Origin of the sequence: Corynebacterium sp. Marseille-Q2823, assembly GCF_903645345.1 — a bacterium.
Classification (GTDB): domain Bacteria; phylum Actinomycetota; class Actinomycetes; order Mycobacteriales; family Mycobacteriaceae; genus Corynebacterium; species Corynebacterium hiratae.
Genome location: NZ_CAHJXS010000009.1, coordinates 92,479 through 112,476, shown reverse-complemented (window position 1 = coordinate 112,476; position 19,998 = coordinate 92,479). Strand labels below are relative to the sequence as shown.

Genomic DNA, 19,998 nt, shown 5'->3' with positions numbered 1-19,998 from the left:
AAGTCCTTTCTAGCGGCTAGCTGTGGTTCAGCTGCTCCGCGACCAACCAGAGGCGCTGGGCATTGGAGGCCTTAATCAAGACCACGTCCTTAACGCTACGGCTAGCCCAATCATCGACCCCTGCCGGGGCCGCGCGCAGAATGCCGTCGACCGCCCGAGCGGCAGCCGCGGCATCGGCACACACCATTGTATTTATACCTTGCTGTGCAGCCGCCTCAGTCATTGCCCGGCAGTTGGGGTTCTCCCCCACCGCGACGAGGTGCTCCACGTGGTATTTGGCCAATATCTCCCCGAGCTGGCGGTGCGATTGTTCGGCATCGCTGCCGAGCTCTCCCATCTCACCAAGCACCGCGATGGAGCGGGCATCGGGGCGTGCTGCTGCGGTATAGGCCAAGGCGGCAATCGCCGCGCGCATCGAATCCGGGTTGGCGTTGTAGGAATCATCAATGATGGTGACGCCATCGCGGCGCGTGCGCACGTCCATGCGGTGCTCGGAGGCTAGGCGGTGCCCAGACAGCGCAGCCGCTACCGTGGCTGCCGATACCCCCAGCTCGATGGCTGCCGCTGCCGCGGCCAGTGCATTAGACACCTGGTGGGAACCAAATACCTGCAGCTTCACTGCAACTGGCTCAGCGTTGGGGCTGTGGAGGACAAAGGAGGGGCGGGCCACGTCATCGAGCTCGATGTTGGTGGCATAGTACTGCGCGGCCGGCGCGCCGCCGCGGCGGTTATCCGTGGAGTAGTACACCACCTTGGCCCCCGTGCGTGTCGCCATTGCGGCGACGAAAGGATCGTCGGCGTTGAGGACGGCCACACCGCCCGCTTCCGCGCTCGGCAGAGCCTCCACCAGCTCTCCCTTGGCCTGCGCGATATTCTCGCGCGAGCCAAACTCGCCGAGGTGCGCGGAGCCGACGTTAAGGACCACGCCGACGCGCGGAGCGGTGATTTCGGTGAGGTGGCGGATGTGCCCGATACCGCGGGCCGACATCTCCGCCACGAGGTAGCGCGTGTGCTCATCACAGCGCAGAGCCGTATACGGAAGTCCAATTTCATTGTTGAAGGAGCCGGGCGGGGCGACGGTCTCCCCCACCTCGCGGAAGATGGTAGCGATGAGGTCCTTGGTCGAGGTCTTGCCCGCCGATCCCGTCACTCCCACGATGGTCAAATCCTGCTCTGTCGCCAGCCGCTGCGTTACTGCGCGGGCCAGCGCGGACAACGCCTCGACGACGGCGGCGGCGGAGCCATCGACATCGTTGGCATAGATATCGGCGTTGGCCCCGTCACCTTCTACGCGTCCGCGCGGCTCCACGACGATGGCGGGTACACCCACCGGCCGGGCAGCCAAGACGGCGACGGCTCCCTTCTCCACCGCGGTGTGGGCGTAATCGTGGCCATCGACGCGGGCTCCGGGCAGTGCCACGAAGAGTCCGCCCGGAGTAACCTTGCGAGAATCGAACTCAACAAAGCCGGTCACCCGGGTCTCTGGCTCGTCGACGCTATCCAGGCGGCCGCCCGTGATCTGAGCTATCTCAGCGAGGCTTAACGCAATCATCCTTGCTCCTTGGATTCTTCGGTACTCAGGGTAGTCGCTGTCATCGCGGCATCAAGTGCACGCGCCATCTCTTCGCGGTCGTCGAAGTGGTGGACGGTATCACCAATCAGCTGTCCTACTTCGTGGCCCTTGCCGACGACGATGACGGCATCGCCCGGCTGTGCCCACGCCACGACCTCGTCGATGGCTTTGGCACGGGAGCCGACCTCTCGGATATCGGCCTCCGGGTTCGCTTCGCGCGCTCCCGCGAGCACTGCCGCGCGGATAGCTGCTGGGTCCTCGGTGCGGGGGTTGTCATCGGTGATCACGACCATATCGGCGCCCTTCGCGGCGGCCGCCCCCATGAGCGGGCGCTTGGAAGAGTCGCGGTCACCTCCCGCGCCGACGACAATGCCGATCCGGCCGCTGCTGCCTTCGAGCTGCGCACGCAGGGTATCGAGGACCGCGGCGACCGCAGCTGGCTTGTGCGCATAATCGACCACGGCGACAAACTGCTGGCCGCGGTCGATGCGTTCCATGCGGCCCGGGACCGCTACCTTTTCTACGCCTTCCAAGAAGACGCGCGGCTCGATGCCACTGGCTGCGGCCATGCCGGTGGCCAAGGCCGCATTGGCGATGTTGAAAGTGCCCGGCATGGGCAGCCGGAATTCATAGGAACCAGCGTGCTCTCCGGTGGACACCATCAGCTCCACCTGCTGTGCGCCGGTGGCCTCGGTACTGAGTTGTCGCGCGGTGATATCCGCCCCGGTGTCCTTGGTGCCAGTGGACACTTTCATGACCGGACGTGCTGCAGCGCGCTGCGCCATGCGTCGTCCCCACTCGTCGTCGATGCAGACAACGGAGCGGTCGGCGGCTTGGGGACCGTCGAAAAGCATGGTCTTCGCCTCGAAGTAGTCCTCCATCGTTGGGTGGAAGTCGAGGTGGTCCTGGCTCAAGTTAGTGAATCCGCCAACGGCAAAACGCGTTCCCTGCACGCGGCCCAGGGAAAGCGCGTGGGAGGACACCTCCATGACCACGTGCGTTACCCCTTCGTCCACCATGCGGGCGAAGAGCTCTTGCAATGTGGGGGCCTCTGGAGTCGTCAGCGAGGTAGGCACCGGCTCCCGGTTAATGCGAGTGCCCGTGGTGCCGATCAGGCCCACCGACAAGCCCGCGTGCAAAAGCCCCGCTTCCAGCAGGTAACTCGTCGTAGTTTTACCGGACGTACCCGTCACGCCGAGAATGGTGAGCTTTTCAGTGGGGTGCCCATAGATCTCCGCGGAAACGTGTCCGAGGATGGCGCGGATATCCTCGACCACGAGAAGTGGGCGTGTTTCTCCCGCTTCGGCAAGGATGCGTTGGCCTTCCGGGTCGGTCAGAATCGCGGCTGCTGCGGTGTCTGCGGCATACCGTGCGCCATGAACGCGCGTTCCCGGAAGCGCAGCGAAGAGACCGCCAGGTGGCAGGGTTGCAGAGTTTAGTCCGCAGGAGCCCACGGTGGTCGAGGCATCCCCGATCACGGTGCCCGAAGAAATTTCTGCTAAGCGCTCAAGGCTGATGCTGCTGGTCACGGTGCGTCCTCTTCTCTATCTCTGTAGGTTATTCGCGGCCGGAACTATCTATTCGGCACGCAAGGTCAGGTGCGGTGCTGGTGGGGAAGGCGGAATATTGTCACGATCAAGCAGCCAGGATGCGATATCACTGAACACCGGCGCTGCGGACTGGCCGCCGGAGCCATCGTCGTTGACACCGGATTCGGGCTCGTCGAGCATGACGGCGACGACAAAGCGGGGATCGTCGGCAGGCGCGATGCCCGCGAACGTGATCCAGTACTTGGAGTTCGAGTATGCTCCCGTCTCCTCGTCGACCTTTTGCGCGGTACCAGTCTTGCCGGAGAGCTGATAGCCCTCGATCTGCGCGTTGCCGGCTGTACCGTTGTTCAGGCCCTGCGGATCCTCCTGGAAGACCGCACGGAACATGTCCACGACAGTGCGCGCGGTTTCGGGACTGACCACGCGGGTGGTCTCGGGCTTCTCTAGTTCTTCCTTAGTCCCGTCAGGCGCGGTGATCGAATCAATGATGCGCGGCTCGATGCGCTCACCGTCATTGGCGAGGGTCTGGTAAATAGAAGCCAGTTGCAGGGCAGTCCATGACTGGCCCTGGCCGATGGGCAGGTTAGCGAAGGTACCGCCGGACCACTGCGAACGATCGGGCACCAGGCCAGGTGACTCGTTAGGCAGCTCAATTCCGGAGGTCTGACCGAGACCGAACTTCTTGAGGTAGTCAGCGTATTTGTCTTGGCCGAGGCGGTCGGCCAACATCAGCGTTCCCACATTCGACGACTTACCAAAAATGCCCGTCGTAGTATAAGGCTCGACGCCGTGCTGCCAGGCATCGTTCACAGTCACCCCAGCCATGTCGATGGAGCCGGGAACCTGGAGGACCTCATCGGGGTTGGTGAGGCCCTCCTCAATGGTTGCCGCGGCGGTGATGATCTTTGCCACCGAACCCGGCTCAAAGGGGTGCGAGACGGCGAGGTTATCGAAGGTCTTATCCTTCTCCAGCTGCTTTTCGATGTCCTTGTTCGGGTCGATGGTGCCGGTATTCGCCATGGCCAGAACCTGACCCGTGGCGGCGTCCAGAACGACTGCCTCGGCGCTCTTTGCTTTCGAATTAGCCTTTGCCTTTTCCAGCTTCTGCTGCACGTAGGTCTGCAGATCCAGATCGAGCGTCAACGTGACGTTCTTGCCGTCGGTGGTGGGCACCTGATCGCGCAAGGTGCCGGGAATGACCTGACCGCTGGCTGAAACGTCCTCGGTGGAGCTGCCGTCAATACCCGTCAGTGTGGTATCGCCGGAGGCCTCGAAACCAAACTGGCCTTGGCCGTCCATGGACACTTTGCCGATGACGTTCTCAGCAATAGCACCGTTGGGGTACTGGCGGATCTGCTGCTCATCGGCAGCGAGTCCGTGGTAGTCCTCGGAGATGGCCACCGCGACATCCGGATCAACGTTGCGCACGAGGACCTCGTATTGAGTATCGGCACGGAGCTTGTCCATGATTTGCTCCGAATCCACGTCCCCGGCATCGATGCCGGCTTCCTTCAGCTTGTTCGGGATGCCCTCCGACATGTCGGTGAGCCGCTCTGTCACCTTGTCGTCAAGGAAAGCCTCTTTGGCATCGGGTGCCAACGACTCAAAGTGAGCCTCGCCGGCGGCCTTTTGCTCTTCCTGTTCACGGAGCTCATCTCGCAGGCGAGTAGGTGACACGGTCAAGGATCGGGCGCGCATCGTGTAGGCCAACCGCTGGCCATCGCGCGCAAGGATCTCGCCGCGTCCGGCCGTATCGACGTAAACACGGGTTCTCTGCGCAGCGGCCTTCGCCGCCAAGTCGGGGCCCCACACGATCTGTACCCACGCGAGGCGCCCCATCCACGCCAGCATCACTACGAGCAGCAAAGCCGCGATGACGTGCACGCGACGGCGCATCGTTTTCTGCTGGCTCATGAAGGGCTTGCCGGTGCGCGGGTTCCGTGAACGGGTCGCGGGAACGACGCGGTCGGCGTCGTAACGCTGCCGTGGTTGGTGAGAGGTACCGCGCGGTTGGGCGGCACGGGCGGCGGAAGCGCGCCTCGGGCGCGGGCCACCGGAGTGTGGTGGGGTCACACGTCACCTTTCTGTCTGCAGCGAAGATGGGCCAATAATCAGTGGTACATCCCGAATTGTGCCCTATAATCGCCGCCCGCCCACGCAGGCACGCGCGGAGCGGGGATGGAATCTACCCGCGGGCGGCGTAGGGAGCCTGGGCCGGGATGTCCGGCAGTTCTACGTTCCCTTCGGCCGGCTGTCCGTCATTGGTGGATTCACCGCCGTCTGGGTGGTTGTCCGAACGAGACGCACCCGACTCGGCGCCTTCGCGCTCGCGGTTCCTCTCGCTCAGCGTCGGACGGGCGTTCAGGTTGTCGGACACGTTCGCCGTCGCGTGCGGGTCACTCGAGGCCTGACCCGGGCGGACCGGTTCGCCGTTTACGTCGATGACCGATTCCATATCCGGGGTGGCTTCGCGCTTCTGTTCCACGTTTCCGTCTGCGTCGACTTCCACTACGCCAGGCTGAACCGGGACGCCCATCTTGGCCTCGTGGGCGCGGCGGGCGACGTCCGACGCCGAACGCACATTCTCCAAGTCTCGGTTCAGAGTCTCCAGCTGGTTATCGAGCGTGGATTCGTGGGCAGTAAGCTCCTGAATCTTAAAGGTCTGGGACGTCGACAGGCCAGAGAGCCACATCGCCGCAGCCACACCAGTGATGAGCAGGCCAATGGCGATGAAAGAAAGGCGAGCGAAAAGGCCAGTAACCCGCGTGGGCTGTACGACGCGGCGCCCACGATTGCTCACTACCTGCTTCGAACCGAGGCGGTTTCCTCGCAGACCCGTTCCGACCCGGCGGGCGGGCACAGTACTGCGATGCGGCGTGCGACTGGGCAACGGGGTGGTGCGGCGCCCCCGCTCCAGCAGCGCGGTTCCCTGACCGGAGAAATCAGATCCGGTGGTGAAATCGCGGCTAGCTCCCATGGTGTGGGTCCTCTCGTGGTCGCGGTGGTACGTTGCCTGTGCGGTTCGGTTTCTCAGCGTCATGGCCTACCTCCCGGTTCATGAAAAGACGGACTGCCCTCGAGGCGCTCGAGTGCGCGTACCCGGACGGACGCTGCCCGCGGGTTCTCTGCAATCTCCTCCTCGCTCGCCTTCTCCGCGCCACGCGTCACGATGGAATAGTGCGCCGCCGTGCCCGGAAGGTCCATGGGAAGCCCCGGCGGAGTCGTCGAGGTGCTGAGCTTGGTGAAGGCATGCTTGACGATGCGATCTTCGAGCGACTGGTAGCTCATGAACACCGCGCGGCCGCCGACGGACAGGGCATCCGTAATCACGGGAATGACCTGTTCAACCGCCTCAAGCTCGCGGTTGACCTCAACGCGCAGCGCCTGGAAGGTGCGCTTCGCGGGGTGGCCACCGGTGCGACGCGTCGCTGCGGGAATCGTGGCGTACAACAGCTCAACCAAGCGGGCTGAGGTAGTAAAAGGTTCCTTTTCCCTTTCCTTTATTACTGCCGAAGCAATCTTGCCGGCGAAGCGCTCATCGCCATAGGTTTTGAGGATGCGGGCGAGGTCACCGTGGCTATAGGTGTTGAGTACGTCGGCGGCAGTCATTCCCTGGCGCGGGTCCATGCGCATATCCAGCGGGGCGTCGGTCTTGTACGCAAACCCACGCTCCACCTGGTCAAGCTGCATGGAGGACACACCCAGATCGAACAATGCCCCTGCAATGCCGTGTTCTCGCGCGATAGAAAAAACTTCATGGTCACCCTGCGCAATGGCACGACCGACCTCATCGAAGCGAGCGTTGACGCCGACGAAGCGGTCGGCGAAGGGGGTGAGACGTCGAGAAGCACTGCTCAACGAGGCGGAGTCACGGTCCACACCGATAATCCGCGCGTTAGGAAAGCTGTTGAGGAAGTATTCGCTGTGGCCACCAGCCCCCAAGGTGCCGTCCACGATGACGGCGTGCTCCCCCGCTGCTTCGACGGCCGGAGCAAGCAGCTGAGCCATACGCGCACGCATAACAGGGACATGGCCGTGGTTGTCATTCACGTCATAGGTAATGGTGCCGTTGTGGTCCACAGTTGCTGTCCCCCTTTCCATTCAGGCGCCTGAGGCCGCTATCAGATCTGTTCGATAAAAAATCGAGTGCGTATAGGGCCCTGTCCGAGGAAGGGTTCTGATGTCGGGGAAGTACACCAGCTCATCCTCCTCGGGCAGAGTCCATACACGCACTCTCTGTGTGCCAGGCAGCTCTACAGCAGCCCGGCAAGTACGTCATCGGCGTCTGCCGCCGAGTAAGCGTCTTCAGTTTGCGCCTGGTATTCAGCCCACGCGGCTGCGTCCCAGATTTCGAGGAAGTCAACCGAGCCCACAACTACGCATTCCTTCGTCAGGTTTGCGTACTCACGGTGCCCTGCGGACAGCGTGATACGTCCGTGCCCATCGGGGCGCTGCTCGTCCGCACTCGCTGCCAAGTTACGGATGAACGCACGCGCTTCTGGGTTGGTGCGTGACACGGCCGCTGCTTTCCTAGCTCGCGCCGCGAACTCCTCCCGCGGGTATACCGCGAGCGAATGATCCTGACCTTTGGTGACCATGAGGCCGCCAGCCAGTTCTTCGCGAAACTTTGCCGGAAGCGTGAGCCGTCCTTTGTCATCGAGCTTGGGAGTGTAGGTGCCGAGAAACATCCCCGGGTCCACCTTCCTGTCACTCGAAAACTCCGGATTCCTCTCGCGACAAGAGAGCAACTCTCCTCCGCTACGCCCCACTCTACCCCACTTTCCCCCACCTCCCACACCTTTATCACCGCAAAAATCTGCGTGTCGCAATAACATTGCAGGTAAAAGGCAAGTTTTCCAGTGGGAAGTTTTCCCAGACCCCCCTTGACACACCCCCTTAAACAGGCCCATTTCCACGTATTCACTCACGTAACTTTGGCCCCTTAGTATGTAATTTTCCCCAGCACCCCCATATTCCTGACGTTTTCACCTTCCCACCACGCTCCAAAGAGTCCCCGGGCCGACATTCCCCGACCGGCGCGTAGCACAGGTGGGGCAAAGTGGGGGAAATCGGGAAATCGCACGAAAAGCCTCCCCTCCCCACGCAAGATGCCCGCACAAGTTTTTAGAAACATTGCGTCGCCATGATAGAAACATCATGTTGTCATCTTGCGGCACGCAGGGTGACACGCCTACTCACTTCACCCCACACACTAGGAAGCTCCTTCATGTATCTAGCTTGGCGCGAGATGCTCTTCGCGCGTACCCGATTCCTCCTCATGGGCGTCGTCCTCGCACTCATGTCCATGCTCGTCGTTATCATCTCCGGCCTCACCGCAGGCTTGGTCAACGACGGCGTTTCCGGCCTCAAGGCGATGGAGAGCGACGTCATCGCTTTCGCCGATGGCACGCAGAAAGACTCTGCATTCACCCGCTCCGTTGTCGATGCCTCCGATGCCGAGTCTTTCTCTCAACTAGAAGGCATGGACCAAGCCACCCCCTTGGGCCTGACCATTGCTAACGCCCACAACCAGGACGGCACGGCGGTGGACCTCACGCTCTTCGGAGTAGAACCTGACTCCTTCATCGCACCGGCAGGCTTGCCCCCAATCGACACCGCCCGGGCAGACGGCAAACCAAGCAACACGAAGCACGACATCATCCTGTCCTCCACCCTGCAGGACGAGGGGATCGAGGTGGGCGACACCATCACCCTCGACCGCTTGGACATCCCCCTCAACGTCATCGGCTTCACCGACAACCAACGGACCTTCGGCCACGTCGACGTGGCCTACCTGCCGCTCGATATCTGGCAGGAGGTTCACGCCGGCGGGCGCCACGGCGAAGCCGTCAACCCCGAAGCCTACGAGGAAGCGTCCGTCATCGTCGCTCGCACGGCGAATAAGCCCGATACCGATGCTCTCACCGAGCGCTCCGGCCTCGACGTTCGAACTCTCAAAGAGAGCTTCGACTCCTCCCCCGGCTACACCGCCGAAATGATGACCCTTTCCATGATCACCTGGTTCCTCTATGTCATTGCCGCACTCGTCACCGGCGCCTTCTTCCTCGTGTGGACCATCCAGCGCGCCGGCAATATCGCCACCCTTCGCGCAATGGGCGCCACCAAGAGCTTCCTGCTGCGCGATAGCCTCGGCCAAGCGGTGGTCATCCTCCTCGTATCAATCCTCGCCGGCGCACTCATCGCCGTTGGCCTGGGCAGCCTCCTAGAGAAAACGGCTATGCCCTACTCCACCGAATTCGGCGCCGTCATCAATGGCGGTCTCATTCTCTTCGTCGCCGGACTGCTCGGCGCCTTCATTGCCGTCGTCCGCGTTACCCGAACCAACCCCCTCGCAGCCCTAGGAGAAAACCGATGAGCCACGCTTTGGAACTGAAAGACGTCACCATCAGCTACAGCGACGGAGATTCACACGTTAAAGCACTGAATTCCGTCGATCTCACCGTCGAGGCAGGCGAATTCGTTGCCGTGGTTGGCCCCTCCGGCTCCGGAAAGTCCACACTGCTCGCGGTCGCGGGCGCCTTGACGACGCCCGATTCCGGCCAAGTCCTCGTCGCGGACGAGGACATCGTGCCGCTGGGTGACTCTGAACTGGCACAGATCCGCCGCAACCACATCGGCTTCGTCTTCCAGTCCTCTGGCAATCTCCCGTCTGCACTGACGGCGGAGGAGCAGATCGAATTGGCCAGCAAGGTCATCGGCAAGACTGGGCGCTACTCCAGCGCCGAGCTGCTGGAGAAGGTCGGCATGGCGCATCGCGCGAAGCACCGGCCCGGCAGTCTTTCCGGCGGTGAGCGCCAGCGCGTCGGTATCGCGCGCGCACTTGTGGGCGATCCACAGGTGCTGCTCGTCGACGAACCCACTGCTGCCCTCGATCGCGCGCGGTCCCAAGAGATCGTGGCGCTGCTAGCCAAAGAATGCCACGATTTCAACGTCGCGGGTGTCATGGTCACCCACGACTACGACGTTCTTGGTCACTGCGACAAGGTCTATGAAATGGTCGATGGCCGCTTGACCCCGTCCGCCAAGTAGGCACCAGAATGGAAAAAGAATGCGCAGCTTAACGTAGACTTAGCGCATGCCGAAGATCACTGAAACGACAGTAGCCGAGCACCGCGCCGTCCAGCACCGCGCGGTGCTCGAGGCTGCCGAAAGGTTGATCGTCAACAACCACGGGGCAGTCCCTACCCTGGCGGAGGTCGCTGCCGAAGTAGGCCTTGCCCGCCCCAGCGTTTATCGCTACGTCTCATCCCAACACGATTTGTTGGTGCAGCTGCTTATCCAGGCCACACAAACGTGGAATGAACAGCTCGAAGCTGCCATGCAGGTGGCCCCTCCAGAGCCGACGGAGCGCATCCATGCTTACGTGGACGCCACTCTCGAACTTTTCCTCCATGGCACGCACGGCCCCCTCATGACCGCCGCGCAGCACTTCCCCCAAGCTTTTGCGGATGAGGCGGTGCAGCAGTCACATGGTGGCTTTGCATCGATCGTTAACGAGTTCTGCCCTGGTGTTTCCAGAGCGGATATCTCGCTGCTCAACGCCGCCATCGTTCGCGCATCAGAATTGGCAAACCGCTCGCCCGAGCAGCTCCCGGGCATAACGCAAACCCTGTACGCCATGGCCGATGCCATCGTGCCACAGCCCTCCGACTCACAATAGAGCGAAGGGCTGCTGGTGGGTTTCTAGCGCTTAGTTTCCTTCGAAACGGCGGCGGAAGTTATCTTCAAGGCGGTTTCCAACGTCACTGCCAGCCTTCTTGGACTGCTTGTTGCGCCGCTTAGCGGATGCTGGTGCGCCGGCGGCAACCAGAGAATCTTCCGAATTTCCGCGCAGCATCCACACGCCGGATCCAAACATGACCAAAAAGCCAAGTACGGAGAGGATAACGAACCACAGGGACTGCTGGGCCAATGCGATTCCGCCCACCATCATGCACAGACCGACAACGATTAAGGCCACCCCACGGAGGGTGATGGCACCCGAGTTGCCGCCGAAAGAAGTTTCACCGGACACAGACGCGCCAAAATCAGGATCGTTGGCCAGCAACGATTGTTCAATTTCACGCAGCGCTTGCTGTTCGTGCTCAGAAAGGGCCACAGCGTCCTCCGTAATGATTTGGGTTTAGGTAGTGGAACTGGGAACTATGTTTACTACCTCTATAACGTCAAGGATAGCGAGATAGTTCCCACAAAGACAGTCCATAGTTTTTGGGCATCCCTGCACCCCTGCTACCGGAACGCTTACGCCCACACTAGGCGGCCAGCCCACCGAAGCCCAGCTCAGACTCGGTCGCGTCCACGTAACGTGTGGCAAGCGCCAAGTACTGGTAGACCGTATCCGCAGCGGGCACCGGATCCATTCCGGAGGCCACGCGCGAGCGCACGCGGGAATAGTCTGTGAATTCTGCGGCCCATTGAGCATCCGCCGGACCGATAAGAGCCACCTGCTCCCATGCAGAGGTAGGCAAGCGCCGACGGCGCGACACTGCAGACGCCGCCACGCGCGCTCCCGCAGCACGCAGCGAGGCGCGGTACGCCATTTCAAGAGCGTCCTCGAACCGCCCCTCCGCAGCGCTACGGCGCGCATCCACCAACAGATCCAACGCTTGACCGAGGAAGCGGTCACGGCGCACGCGCTGCATCGCCTCCCTGTTCCGGCCCCGAGCCGCTGCCGTTGCTGAAATTACCTGTGCCATGACCTCTCCTCCTTGGGCTGCTTCCTGAGCTTGTCAATGAAGACTGTGCTGTTGACTTTCTGCTGCTGTTCGCTGATGAGACTCACCGTAAAACCACCTTCGTACATCCACCTCTGATTTTAGTTCATGTGTTCGATTTAAACAATAGGGATGGGCGATATTTCTTCCCTTTTCGAACACGTACTCCGACTCCTCGGCGGTTGGATGTGCAGAAGATAGTTTCTCTGTGCGCTTTCACATGCCTGAAGAATCTGCTGTTATTAGAGATGTGAGTTACACGCTGCGCCGCCTAAGCCCCCAAGAGTTCGCCATTGCTGTCCCGCGCTTGGTGGATATCTACATCGCGGCAATGGGCTACAGCCAGTCAGTGCGCGACGTCTCCATCTCGCGGTGGCGCGCAGATCTCATACGCCCAGGGTTTTCCTGCGTCGTGGCCACCACCGACTACGGCATTGCAGGCTTTGCCTACGGCTTCCTTGGCTCTCCGGACACGTGGTGGGACAAACAGCTTCGCCGAGCGCTCACCGCCAGTGGCGGACCAACCCCGGAACAAGAAGACATTCTCCACAACTATTTCGAGCTGGCGGAGATTCACGTGCTGCCTGGAGAACAGGGTCGCGGCTTAGGGCGCGCACTGCTCGAAGCCTTAGCGTGGAATCTACCCGCGCGCTACATCCTGCTTTCCACTCCGGAAGTTCCCAACGAGGCAAACTCCGCCTTCGGCCTCTACCGCAAAATGGGGTTTAGTGATTTCCTTCGCCAGCTCTACTACCCCGCCGATGCGCGCCCCTTCGCCATCCTGCAATCGACGGTGCCGCTGACACCAGCCGACACCGCTTAACCTCGCGGCAATCCGGCATAGCTACCCAGGTAAAGTAGCAGGCGTGACTACACCGCAGATACCTTCCTTGAACGACATCCCCGCAGCCGTGCGCGAGGAGCTTAAGCTTTTCTTGGACAGTCAGCGCGACGCCATCGCGGCCATCGGCTCTCCGGTGGCCGACGCGATCTCCTATTTGGATTCCTTCGTCCTGGACGGCGGCAAGCGCATTCGCCCCCTCTACGCGTGGGCAGGTTTTGTCGGTGCGCACGGGCTCGACGGCACTGAGTCCCCGCAGGCAATGCTCCGCGCTGCCTCGTCCTTGGAGTTCATTCAGGCTTGTGCACTTATCCACGACGACATCGTGGATGCTTCCGATACCCGGCGCGGCAACCCCACTGTCCATCGCGGCGTTGCTGCTCGCCACCGCGAGCTCGGGCTCAGCGGCGACGCTGATTTCTTCGGGCAATCGCTGGCCATCCTCATCGGTGACATGGCCCTGGTCTGGGCGGAAGACATGCTTCAAGATTCCGGCCTGAGCCCCGAGGCGCTGGCGCGCGCCCGCGCACCATGGCGGGCGATGCGCCGCGAAGTCATCGGCGGCCAGATTCTGGACATCTCCCTGGAAGCCGCCGGCTCCGAGGACGCCACGTTGGCGGACTCGGTGAACCGGTTCAAGACTGCCGCGTACACCATCGAGCGCCCCCTCCATCTGGGCGCCGTTATAGCGGGCGCACCCGAGAAACTCGTTGCTGCCTTCCGCGGTTACGGCCAGGACATCGGCGTCGCCTTCCAGCTGCGCGATGATTTGCTCGGCGTCTTCGGTGACCCGGCTATCACCGGCAAGCCCGCCGGAGACGATCTGCGCGAAGGCAAGCGCACGGTTCTGTTGTCGCTGGCCCTACAGCGCGCGGACGCCACCGATCCCGCAGCCGCCGCTGAGCTTCGCCGCCTCATCGGCCAGACGGAGGACCCCGCAGACATTGCCCGCATGGCGCAGATCATTGCTGATTCCGGTGCGCCGGACGTCGTCGAGCAGCGCATCAGCGATCTCACGCGTTCCGGCCTCGATCATCTGCACAACGCGCAGGTTGACCCCGAGGTCACAGCGGTTTTGGAAGAACTTGCTCACAAGTCCACGGCCCGCCGGATGTAGCATGGCTCGCTCCGCATCCACGCGCGTGCCCCTGCGCATTCCCCATCCCCTGCCACTGGGCATCGTCTCTGCGATCGTCCTGGCGCTCGCCTCCTTCTCCGGCGGCGCGACCCGGAATCGCGGAGGTTTTCTTGAGGCGCTCAACATCAGCTTCCTTGCCTATGGCCACGGCCGCAACATTGGCATGGTCCTCTACTGGGTTGGCCTGTTTGGCCTCGTCGCCGCATGGGTGTTGGCGGGCCGCCACTTCATCGCCCCACAGCTCAAGAACCCGCAACCAGACGGCGCATTGGCAGACATCCGCCGGATGTTGATCTGCTGGGTCACCCCGCTGCTGTGCGCCGCACCGCTGGCTTCCCGGGACGTGTACTCCTACCTCATGCAAGGCGCGATGGTACGCGATGGTTTCGACCCCTACGTCGAGGGCGCAGCCGTTAACCCCGGCCCCTTCCTGCTCGAGGTCTCTCATGACTGGCGCAACACCACTACGCCCTACGGGCCGCTACACCTGTGGATGGGCAACGGGGTAACCCACCTGGTGGGCGATAACGTTGCTGCGGGCATCATCGTCTACAAGGCAATTTCCGTCCTTGGTTTTGCAGCCATCGCCTGGTCAATTCCACGCCTAGCCCGAAGCATTGGCGGTGATCCCGCCCTAGCGCTCTGGTTGGGAGTGGCGAATCCGGTGATGATTTTGCACCTCATCGGCGGCATGCACAACGAATCAGTCATGGTGGGGCTGGTATCGCTGGGCCTTCTCGCTGCTGTGCACCACAAGTTCCACCTCAGCCTCATACTCGTTGGCGTGGCAGTGTCCCTCAAGGCCACCGCCGTCTTCGCCGCGCCCTTCATCGTGTGGCTCATGCTGCACCATTGGGCGCCGAAGGGAACGAAGCCGCTCAAGCGCGTCGGGTTCTTTCTACTATCCGGCGTTATCGCCGTGGCGGAGGTCGCGTTGGCGGTGGCGGCGATCACGTGGGCGTCGGGAAGCTCGTGGGGTTGGCTGTCGCAGATCAGTGGCAACTCGAAGGTCATCAACCCCCTGGCCGGCCCCACCTTGCTTGCCGATATTCTCGTTCCGCTCATCCAGGTCTTCTCCCCCGACACCACCTATAACGGCGTGCTCACCGTACTGCGCTCGGCCGCGATGCTTCTGATGCTCCTGGGCCTTGTCCTTGTGTGGTGGTGGGGGCGCACGGGCGTGCGCCGTGCCATTGCCGCCACGGCCGCGGCCTACCAGGTGGCGTTCGTCTTCAACTCCGTGACGCTGCCGTGGTACTACGCCTCGGTGCTCACGCTCATGGGAACCTTCCGCCCACCACTACCGCTCATCAAGCTCACCACCGGCGCAGCTCTCTTTATTGGTGTGGCCTTCGCCGGCGACGGCAATCACCAGCTCTACAACTGGTTCTGGGTGATTGCGATGGTGGTCGTGGCATGGTTGGCCACGCAATGGATTTTCGACGGTGTTCCACGCACCACCGCTGAACCGAATGCGGCAGGTGCGACGACAGCGCCTAAAACGCCGAAGCCTGCGCGCGCCGAATAACCTCCCGCGCGAGGTGGCCGTGCAGCGCGTCGATGGGGCGGCCCGGTAGGGACTCGTCCTCGGTAAAAAGATGCGCCAGGATCTCGTTGTCACCCCAGCCGTTGTCCGAAAGAACAGTGATGACGCCGGACACGTGCTTGGAAATGACGCCCTTGGCATTGAAAAACGCTTCCGGGACGAGGCGCTGTCCTTCGGCGTCCCGCCACGCGATGAACTTCCGGGCATTGAGCAGATCGAAGACGCGAGTAATGGGCAGATCGAGTTTTTCAGCTACCTCTTTAAGCGTCAGCAACTTCTCTCCGGCGAGAAGTTGCGGAAGCTCAGGGTGGGAATTCTCAACGGTGTTCTCAGAATTAGTCACGGACACAACTGTAGCCGGATCACACTTTCGGGCGCCGATCAGCCATACTGGAATCCATGACAAGGCTGAACGTGGGCGACATTCTTGAAGGACGCTACCGCATTGATCAGCCGATCGCTCGCGGCGGCATGTCCACTGTGTATCGCTGCGTGGACATGCGTTTGGGCCGCGCAGTAGCTGCCAAGGTGATGGATGAGCGCTATCACGACGACCCCGTCTTCGTCACCCGCTTTAAGCGCGAGGCCCGCGCGATGGCGCAGCTGAGCCACCCCAATCTCGTCGCCGTGCATGACTTTTCCGCGGATGGTTTGCCCATCTATCTCATCATGGAGCTCATCACCGGCGGCACGTTGCGCGAGCTCCTTGCGGAACGCGGACCCATGCCGCCGCACGCTGCGGCCGGCGTCATGCACTCGGTCTTGGCGGGGCTCAGCGAGGTCCACCGCGCAGGCCTCGTACACCGCGATATCAAACCGGATAACGTTCTCATCACCGATAACCACCGAGTCAAGGTGGGTGACTTCGGCTTGGTGCGCTCCGCAAAGGCGGAGCATGATAGCTCCGGCCAGATCGTCGGTACCGTAAGCTACCTCTCCCCCGAGCAAGTCACTGGCGCGGATATCACGCCGGCTTCCGATGTCTACTCGGCTGGAATCGTCCTGTTCGAGTTGCTGACGGGCACAGTCCCCTTCCACGGTGATACCCCGCTTGCGCACGCCACCGCGCGCGTGCACGCGGATGTGGTGGCACCATCTTCACGCATTGAGGGGGTGCCGATGCTTTTCGACGCCCTCGTGGCCACCGCCACCGCACGTAACCCAGCCGAACGCTTTGCAGACGCGGGTGAATTCCTCGATGCTTTGGATGACGTTTCCCGGGAGCTGCAACTGCCACAGTTCACGGTCCCCGTCCCGCGAAACTCGGCCGCCGCACGTACCGCTGCAGTACCTACAGACTTTTCGGGAACAGACAATACGCGTGTCTTCGAAGCAACCTCTGCAATCCCCTCGCCCGATTCCCCCACGCGTGAAACACGGGCGGAAACCCGCGAGGACGCTTTCCCTGCCTGCCGCACCGGTAGACACCCCGGCGCCCTCCCCCGCCGTGCCAGAACCATATGCGGCCGGGGCCGAAGAGGAGCCGGAGGAACGTCCGTTGAGCAACCGCAGCACGGTCGGGCTCATCGGGTTCCTCGTCCTCGTCGGCCTCGCCACCTTGGCTGTCGCCGTGGCCGCCTGGTGGTTTGGATCCGGAGAATACGGCACCTGGCCGATTCTCTGGAGACCGTACTAGTCTGCGCAGCGTCTAGCTGCGCAGACTCTAGTTGCGCAGCATTTCTGCGATGAGGAAGGACAGCTCCAGCGATTGCTGGGTGTTCAGGCGCGGGTCCACGGCGGACTCGTAGCGACCCGGCAGGTCCACGTCCGTGATGTCCTCAGCGCCGCCGAGGCACTCGGTGACGTCCTCGCCGGTGAACTCCAGGTGCACGCCGCCCGGGTGGGTGCCCAGCTCGCGGTGTACCTCGAAGAAGCCCTGAACCTCGTCAACGATCTTGTCGAAGTGGCGGGTCTTGTAACCGTTCGACGCCGTGAAGGTGTTTCCGTGCATCGGATCGGACTGCCACACCACCTTGTGGCCGGAGTCCTCCACTGCCTTGATGATCGGGGGCAGCACGGAGCGCACCTTATCGTGGCCCATGCGCGCGATCATGGTGAGACGGCCCGGCTCACGGTTCGGGTCAAGCTTCTCCGCGTACTCCACTGCCTGCTCCGGCGTCACGCCGGGGCCAAGCTTGATGCCCACGGGGTTGCCGATGATGGAAGCAAACGCCACGTGGAAGTCGTCGAGACCACGGGTACGCTCACCAATCCACAGCTGGTGCGCGGACAGGTCATAAAGCTTGGTCTCGCCGTTAGAGTCCGTACCCAAGCGCAGCATGGAACGCTCGTAATCCTTCAACAGGGCTTCGTGAGAGCAGTAGATCTCCGCCGAGCGCAAGGTTTCATCGGACACGCCACAGGCATTCATGAACGCCAGGCCGTTTTCAATCTCATCGGCCAAAGCCTGGTAGCGAGCACCCGCCGGGGAGTTGGCCACGAATTCGCGGTTCCACTCGTGGAGGCGGTAAAGGTCCGCGGTTCCGGAGTGCGTCAGCGCGCGAACCAGGTTCATTGCCGCCGAGGAGTTTGCGTAGGCGCGAATCATGCGGGCGGGATCGTGACGGCGGGATTCCTCGTTGGCCTCCACTCCATTGACGATGTCACCGCGGTAGTTGTACAGACCGTTCGAGTCCAAATCAGAGGAGCGCGGCTTAGCGTACTGGCCAGCAATACGACCCAGCTTCACCACCGGAGTGGAAGCGCCGTACGTCAAGACGACGGCCATCTGCAGCAGCGTCTTGATGTTGCCGCGGATGTGCGGTTCCGTGTTGGACTCGAAAGTCTCCGCGCAGTCGCCTCCCTGGAGGAGGAAGGCGTTGCCCAAGGCGACGTCGGCAAGCTTGCGCTTGAGTTCCTCAATCTCTGGAGCCACGACGATAGGCGGGACGGATTCCAGGATCTTTCGCACGTTATCAGCCTGCAGCTGATCCCAGCTGGGCTGCTGCTTCGCCTCGCGGGAAATGGCGTCCTGGAACTTCTCATTGATCCCCTCCGGCAGCGGCGGCAGATCAGGAAGCACTTCTTTGGGAATATCTACTGTCCAACTCACACCCAGTATTTAACCATCTCGGGCCTGTCGCGCGTTAGTTAATGGACTTTTAGGTCACGGTATTAATTCACGATCAGCTCACGCGGTTGCCCCGAGTCAGCGGCAAGTGCTGCTCACAGATGCGAAACTTGGCCAGGTTATGGCGGGCGTCGACCAACGCGTCGTGGTTCCCGTTGGGCACGGGAGGCAGCTTGGGGCGGCCCGCAAACTCCCAGTACTGCTTGAGTTCCCGGGTGTAGCGCGGGAGCCCCTTGGGCAGGCTCGCCATGTCTCCCCACAGCTGGGCGAGCACCACGTGGTCATAAGCCCCGACCCAGGCCCACAGTTCGATGGGGGTGGAGTGGCGGCCCAAGAATTTCAGGAGATCTTCGCGGATGGTCTCGCGCGATTTCCAGACGGGATCCGCCGGGCTCGGGAGTTTATCCAGTACATTGTCGCGCACCCACGCATTGGCCTTGCCCGGATCGAAATCGGTGGATACCGCGTAATACTCGCTGCCGTCTTCTCCGACAATGCCGATGGAGACCAGCTCGATGGTCGATCCGTCCTCGATAAACTCGGTGTCGTAGAAGTAGCGCACGCCCCGTATCCTAGTCTGCTGCCTAGAGGAGCCGTGCCACTGGGGGCCTATACTCAGCTGCGTGAAGAAAGCTCTCTCCTCGCTCCTCCTTCCACTCCTTCTGGTGGGGCTGGCAACGGTGCCGTGGACTATCCATCTTGCGGCGTCGATGAACAGCGGCGGAATTGTGCCGTTTTACCATGTTGACCTCGATGTCTACCGAGAGGGAGGGCAGGCCCTGCTCCGCGGGGAGAATCTCTACGCGCAAAGCTACGTTCTCGGCAACGGCGTGTCGCTGCCTTTTACTTACCCGCCTTTTGCTGCAGCGCTCTTTGCCTTGGTGTCGTGGATGCCGCTGTGGCCGCTGTCTCTCCTTCTTACTGCGGCGTCACTCGGTGCGCTCTGGGTATGTCTCTACGCCGTTATCTCGCGGTGCTGCGAAGTTGACCGCCCCGACTGGTGGGCCACGTGGGCGCTGCTCGCCTGCGCACTCACCGAACCGATTACCGAGAATTTCAGCTTCGGCCAAGTGAATCTCCTGCTGACCGCGGCCGTCGTTGTCGACTGCCTGCTGCTCAGACCACGCTCCTCGTGGCGAGGTGTGCTGACCGGCGTTGCTATGGCGATCAAGCTCACCCCGGCGGTCTTCCTCGCGGTCTTTTTCGTTCGCCGCGACTGGCGTGCCCTCGCCACGGCGATAGGTGCCTTCATCGCCTGCGGTGTGGTGGGCTACCTCGCCTCCCCTGCAAGCTCTGCGGCGTACTGGACTGACATCCTCCGGGACTCCTCCCGAATCGGCACGCTGTCCTATTCCAGCAACCAATCCCTCCGAGGCTTGCTCAGCCGTGTTAGTCCCGAGGAAGCATCGGGCCTGTGGTTGATTGGCTGCGCTCTCATCGTCGCAGTCTTGTGGTGGGTCATGGAGCACACATCCTCAGAGATAGAACTCGTGTTACTGGCCTCCACGGCGGCGCTGCTGTGCTCCCCGGTCTCATGGTCCCACC

17 protein-coding genes and 2 pseudogenes are annotated in these 19,998 nt (G+C 62.1%); 8 read left to right on the top strand and 11 right to left on the bottom strand.

What is annotated here, in order from left to right; all coding sequences use genetic code 11:
• Positions 1-16: 16 nt before the first annotated feature.
• The 6 genes from HWX44_RS10685 to mraZ all read right to left on the bottom strand — a co-directional run bounded on the left by HWX44_RS10685 (position 17) and on the right by mraZ (position 7,811).
• Complete coding sequence (locus HWX44_RS10685) at positions 17-1,552, bottom strand: UDP-N-acetylmuramoyl-tripeptide--D-alanyl-D-alanine ligase (protein ID WP_175974574.1); 1,536 nt, start codon at positions 1,550-1,552, stop codon at positions 17-19.
• On the bottom strand, positions 1,549-3,102 hold the full coding sequence (locus tag HWX44_RS10680) for a UDP-N-acetylmuramoyl-L-alanyl-D-glutamate--2,6-diaminopimelate ligase (RefSeq protein ID WP_175974572.1): 1,554 nt from the start codon (positions 3,100-3,102) through the stop codon (positions 1,549-1,551). The genes HWX44_RS10685 and HWX44_RS10680 overlap by 4 nt, the downstream gene beginning before the upstream one ends.
• Before the next feature lie 48 nt (positions 3,103-3,150).
• On the bottom strand, positions 3,151-5,019 hold the full coding sequence (locus tag HWX44_RS10675; protein ID WP_070682168.1) for a peptidoglycan D,D-transpeptidase FtsI family protein: 1,869 nt from the start codon (positions 5,017-5,019) through the stop codon (positions 3,151-3,153).
• Between the two features lie 289 nt (positions 5,020-5,308).
• Positions 5,309-6,163: a hypothetical protein gene (locus tag HWX44_RS10670; RefSeq protein ID WP_175974570.1), complete on the bottom strand. Its 855-nt coding sequence runs from the start codon at positions 6,161-6,163 to the stop codon at positions 5,309-5,311.
• Positions 6,160-7,203, bottom strand: a complete 1,044-nt coding sequence (gene rsmH, locus HWX44_RS10665) for a 16S rRNA (cytosine(1402)-N(4))-methyltransferase RsmH (RefSeq protein ID WP_175974568.1) — start codon at positions 7,201-7,203, stop codon at positions 6,160-6,162. The genes HWX44_RS10670 and rsmH overlap by 4 nt, the downstream gene beginning before the upstream one ends.
• Positions 7,204-7,376: 173 nt before the next feature.
• On the bottom strand, positions 7,377-7,811 hold the full coding sequence (mraZ, locus tag HWX44_RS10660) for a division/cell wall cluster transcriptional repressor MraZ (RefSeq protein ID WP_046647963.1): 435 nt from the start codon (positions 7,809-7,811) through the stop codon (positions 7,377-7,379).
• Between the two features lie 539 nt (positions 7,812-8,350).
• On the opposite strand from mraZ, the gene HWX44_RS10655 reads away from it, so the two are divergent.
• From HWX44_RS10655 to HWX44_RS10645, 3 genes are read left to right on the top strand one after another with little or no spacing between them, the layout of a single operon-like run.
• Complete coding sequence (locus HWX44_RS10655) at positions 8,351-9,499, top strand: ABC transporter permease (protein WP_175974566.1); 1,149 nt, start codon at positions 8,351-8,353, stop codon at positions 9,497-9,499.
• On the top strand, positions 9,496-10,173 hold the full coding sequence (locus HWX44_RS10650) for an ABC transporter ATP-binding protein (protein WP_175974564.1): 678 nt from the start codon (positions 9,496-9,498) through the stop codon (positions 10,171-10,173). Before HWX44_RS10655 ends, HWX44_RS10650 begins: the two co-directional genes overlap by 4 nt.
• A 46-nt stretch (positions 10,174-10,219) precedes the next feature.
• Complete coding sequence (locus HWX44_RS10645) at positions 10,220-10,804, top strand: TetR/AcrR family transcriptional regulator (protein ID WP_175974562.1); 585 nt, start codon at positions 10,220-10,222, stop codon at positions 10,802-10,804.
• A gap of 30 nt (positions 10,805-10,834) precedes the next feature.
• On the opposite strand, the gene HWX44_RS10640 is transcribed toward HWX44_RS10645, so the two are convergent.
• Together HWX44_RS10640 and HWX44_RS10635 are read right to left on the bottom strand one after the other, a co-directional pair.
• A complete protein-coding gene (locus HWX44_RS10640; RefSeq protein WP_046647959.1) occupies positions 10,835-11,242 on the bottom strand; it encodes a DUF3040 domain-containing protein in 408 nt (135 codons plus the stop codon).
• Between the two features lie 154 nt (positions 11,243-11,396).
• The gene (locus HWX44_RS10635) at positions 11,397-11,840 is read right to left on the bottom strand and encodes an SAV_6107 family HEPN domain-containing protein (protein ID WP_046647958.1); all 444 of its coding nucleotides are present in this window, start codon (positions 11,838-11,840) and stop codon (positions 11,397-11,399) included.
• Between the two features lie 268 nt (positions 11,841-12,108).
• On the opposite strand from HWX44_RS10635, the gene HWX44_RS10630 reads away from it, so the two are divergent.
• Genes HWX44_RS10630 through HWX44_RS10620 form a run of 3 tightly spaced genes read left to right on the top strand, consistent with a single transcriptional unit; the run spans position 12,109 to position 15,365 of the window.
• A complete protein-coding gene (locus HWX44_RS10630) occupies positions 12,109-12,681 on the top strand; it encodes a GNAT family N-acetyltransferase (RefSeq protein ID WP_046647957.1) in 573 nt (190 codons plus the stop codon).
• A 43-nt stretch (positions 12,682-12,724) separates the two neighbouring features.
• Complete coding sequence (locus HWX44_RS10625) at positions 12,725-13,816, top strand: polyprenyl synthetase family protein (protein WP_070512446.1); 1,092 nt, start codon at positions 12,725-12,727, stop codon at positions 13,814-13,816.
• Between the two features lies 1 nt (position 13,817).
• The gene (locus HWX44_RS10620; RefSeq protein ID WP_046647955.1) at positions 13,818-15,365 is read left to right on the top strand and encodes an alpha-(1->6)-mannopyranosyltransferase A; all 1,548 of its coding nucleotides are present in this window, start codon (positions 13,818-13,820) and stop codon (positions 15,363-15,365) included.
• On the opposite strand, the gene HWX44_RS10615 is transcribed toward HWX44_RS10620, so the two are convergent.
• Complete coding sequence (locus tag HWX44_RS10615) at positions 15,334-15,732, bottom strand: Rv2175c family DNA-binding protein (RefSeq protein WP_046647954.1); 399 nt, start codon at positions 15,730-15,732, stop codon at positions 15,334-15,336. The two genes, HWX44_RS10620 and HWX44_RS10615, sit on opposite strands and share 32 nt — an antisense overlap.
• Before the next feature lie 50 nt (positions 15,733-15,782).
• Here HWX44_RS10615 and HWX44_RS10610 point away from each other — a divergent pair.
• Positions 15,783-17,019, top strand: a pseudogene (locus HWX44_RS10610) (protein kinase domain-containing protein).
• A gap of 27 nt (positions 17,020-17,046) precedes the next feature.
• On the opposite strand, the gene HWX44_RS10605 reads toward HWX44_RS10610, so the two are convergent.
• Entirely contained in the window at positions 17,047-18,435 is a 1,389-nt protein-coding gene (locus tag HWX44_RS10605) for a class II 3-deoxy-7-phosphoheptulonate synthase (protein ID WP_070546876.1), read from the bottom strand.
• A 73-nt stretch (positions 18,436-18,508) separates the two neighbouring features.
• Entirely contained in the window at positions 18,509-19,015 is a 507-nt protein-coding gene (locus tag HWX44_RS10600) for a polyadenylate-specific 3'-exoribonuclease AS (RefSeq protein WP_070515775.1), read from the bottom strand.
• Between the two features lie 148 nt (positions 19,016-19,163).
• Here HWX44_RS10600 and HWX44_RS13390 point away from each other — a divergent pair.
• A pseudogene (locus HWX44_RS13390) lies at positions 19,164-19,970 on the top strand (glycosyltransferase family 87 protein); the annotation flags it as partial.
• Between the last annotated feature and the right edge of the window lie 28 nt (positions 19,971-19,998).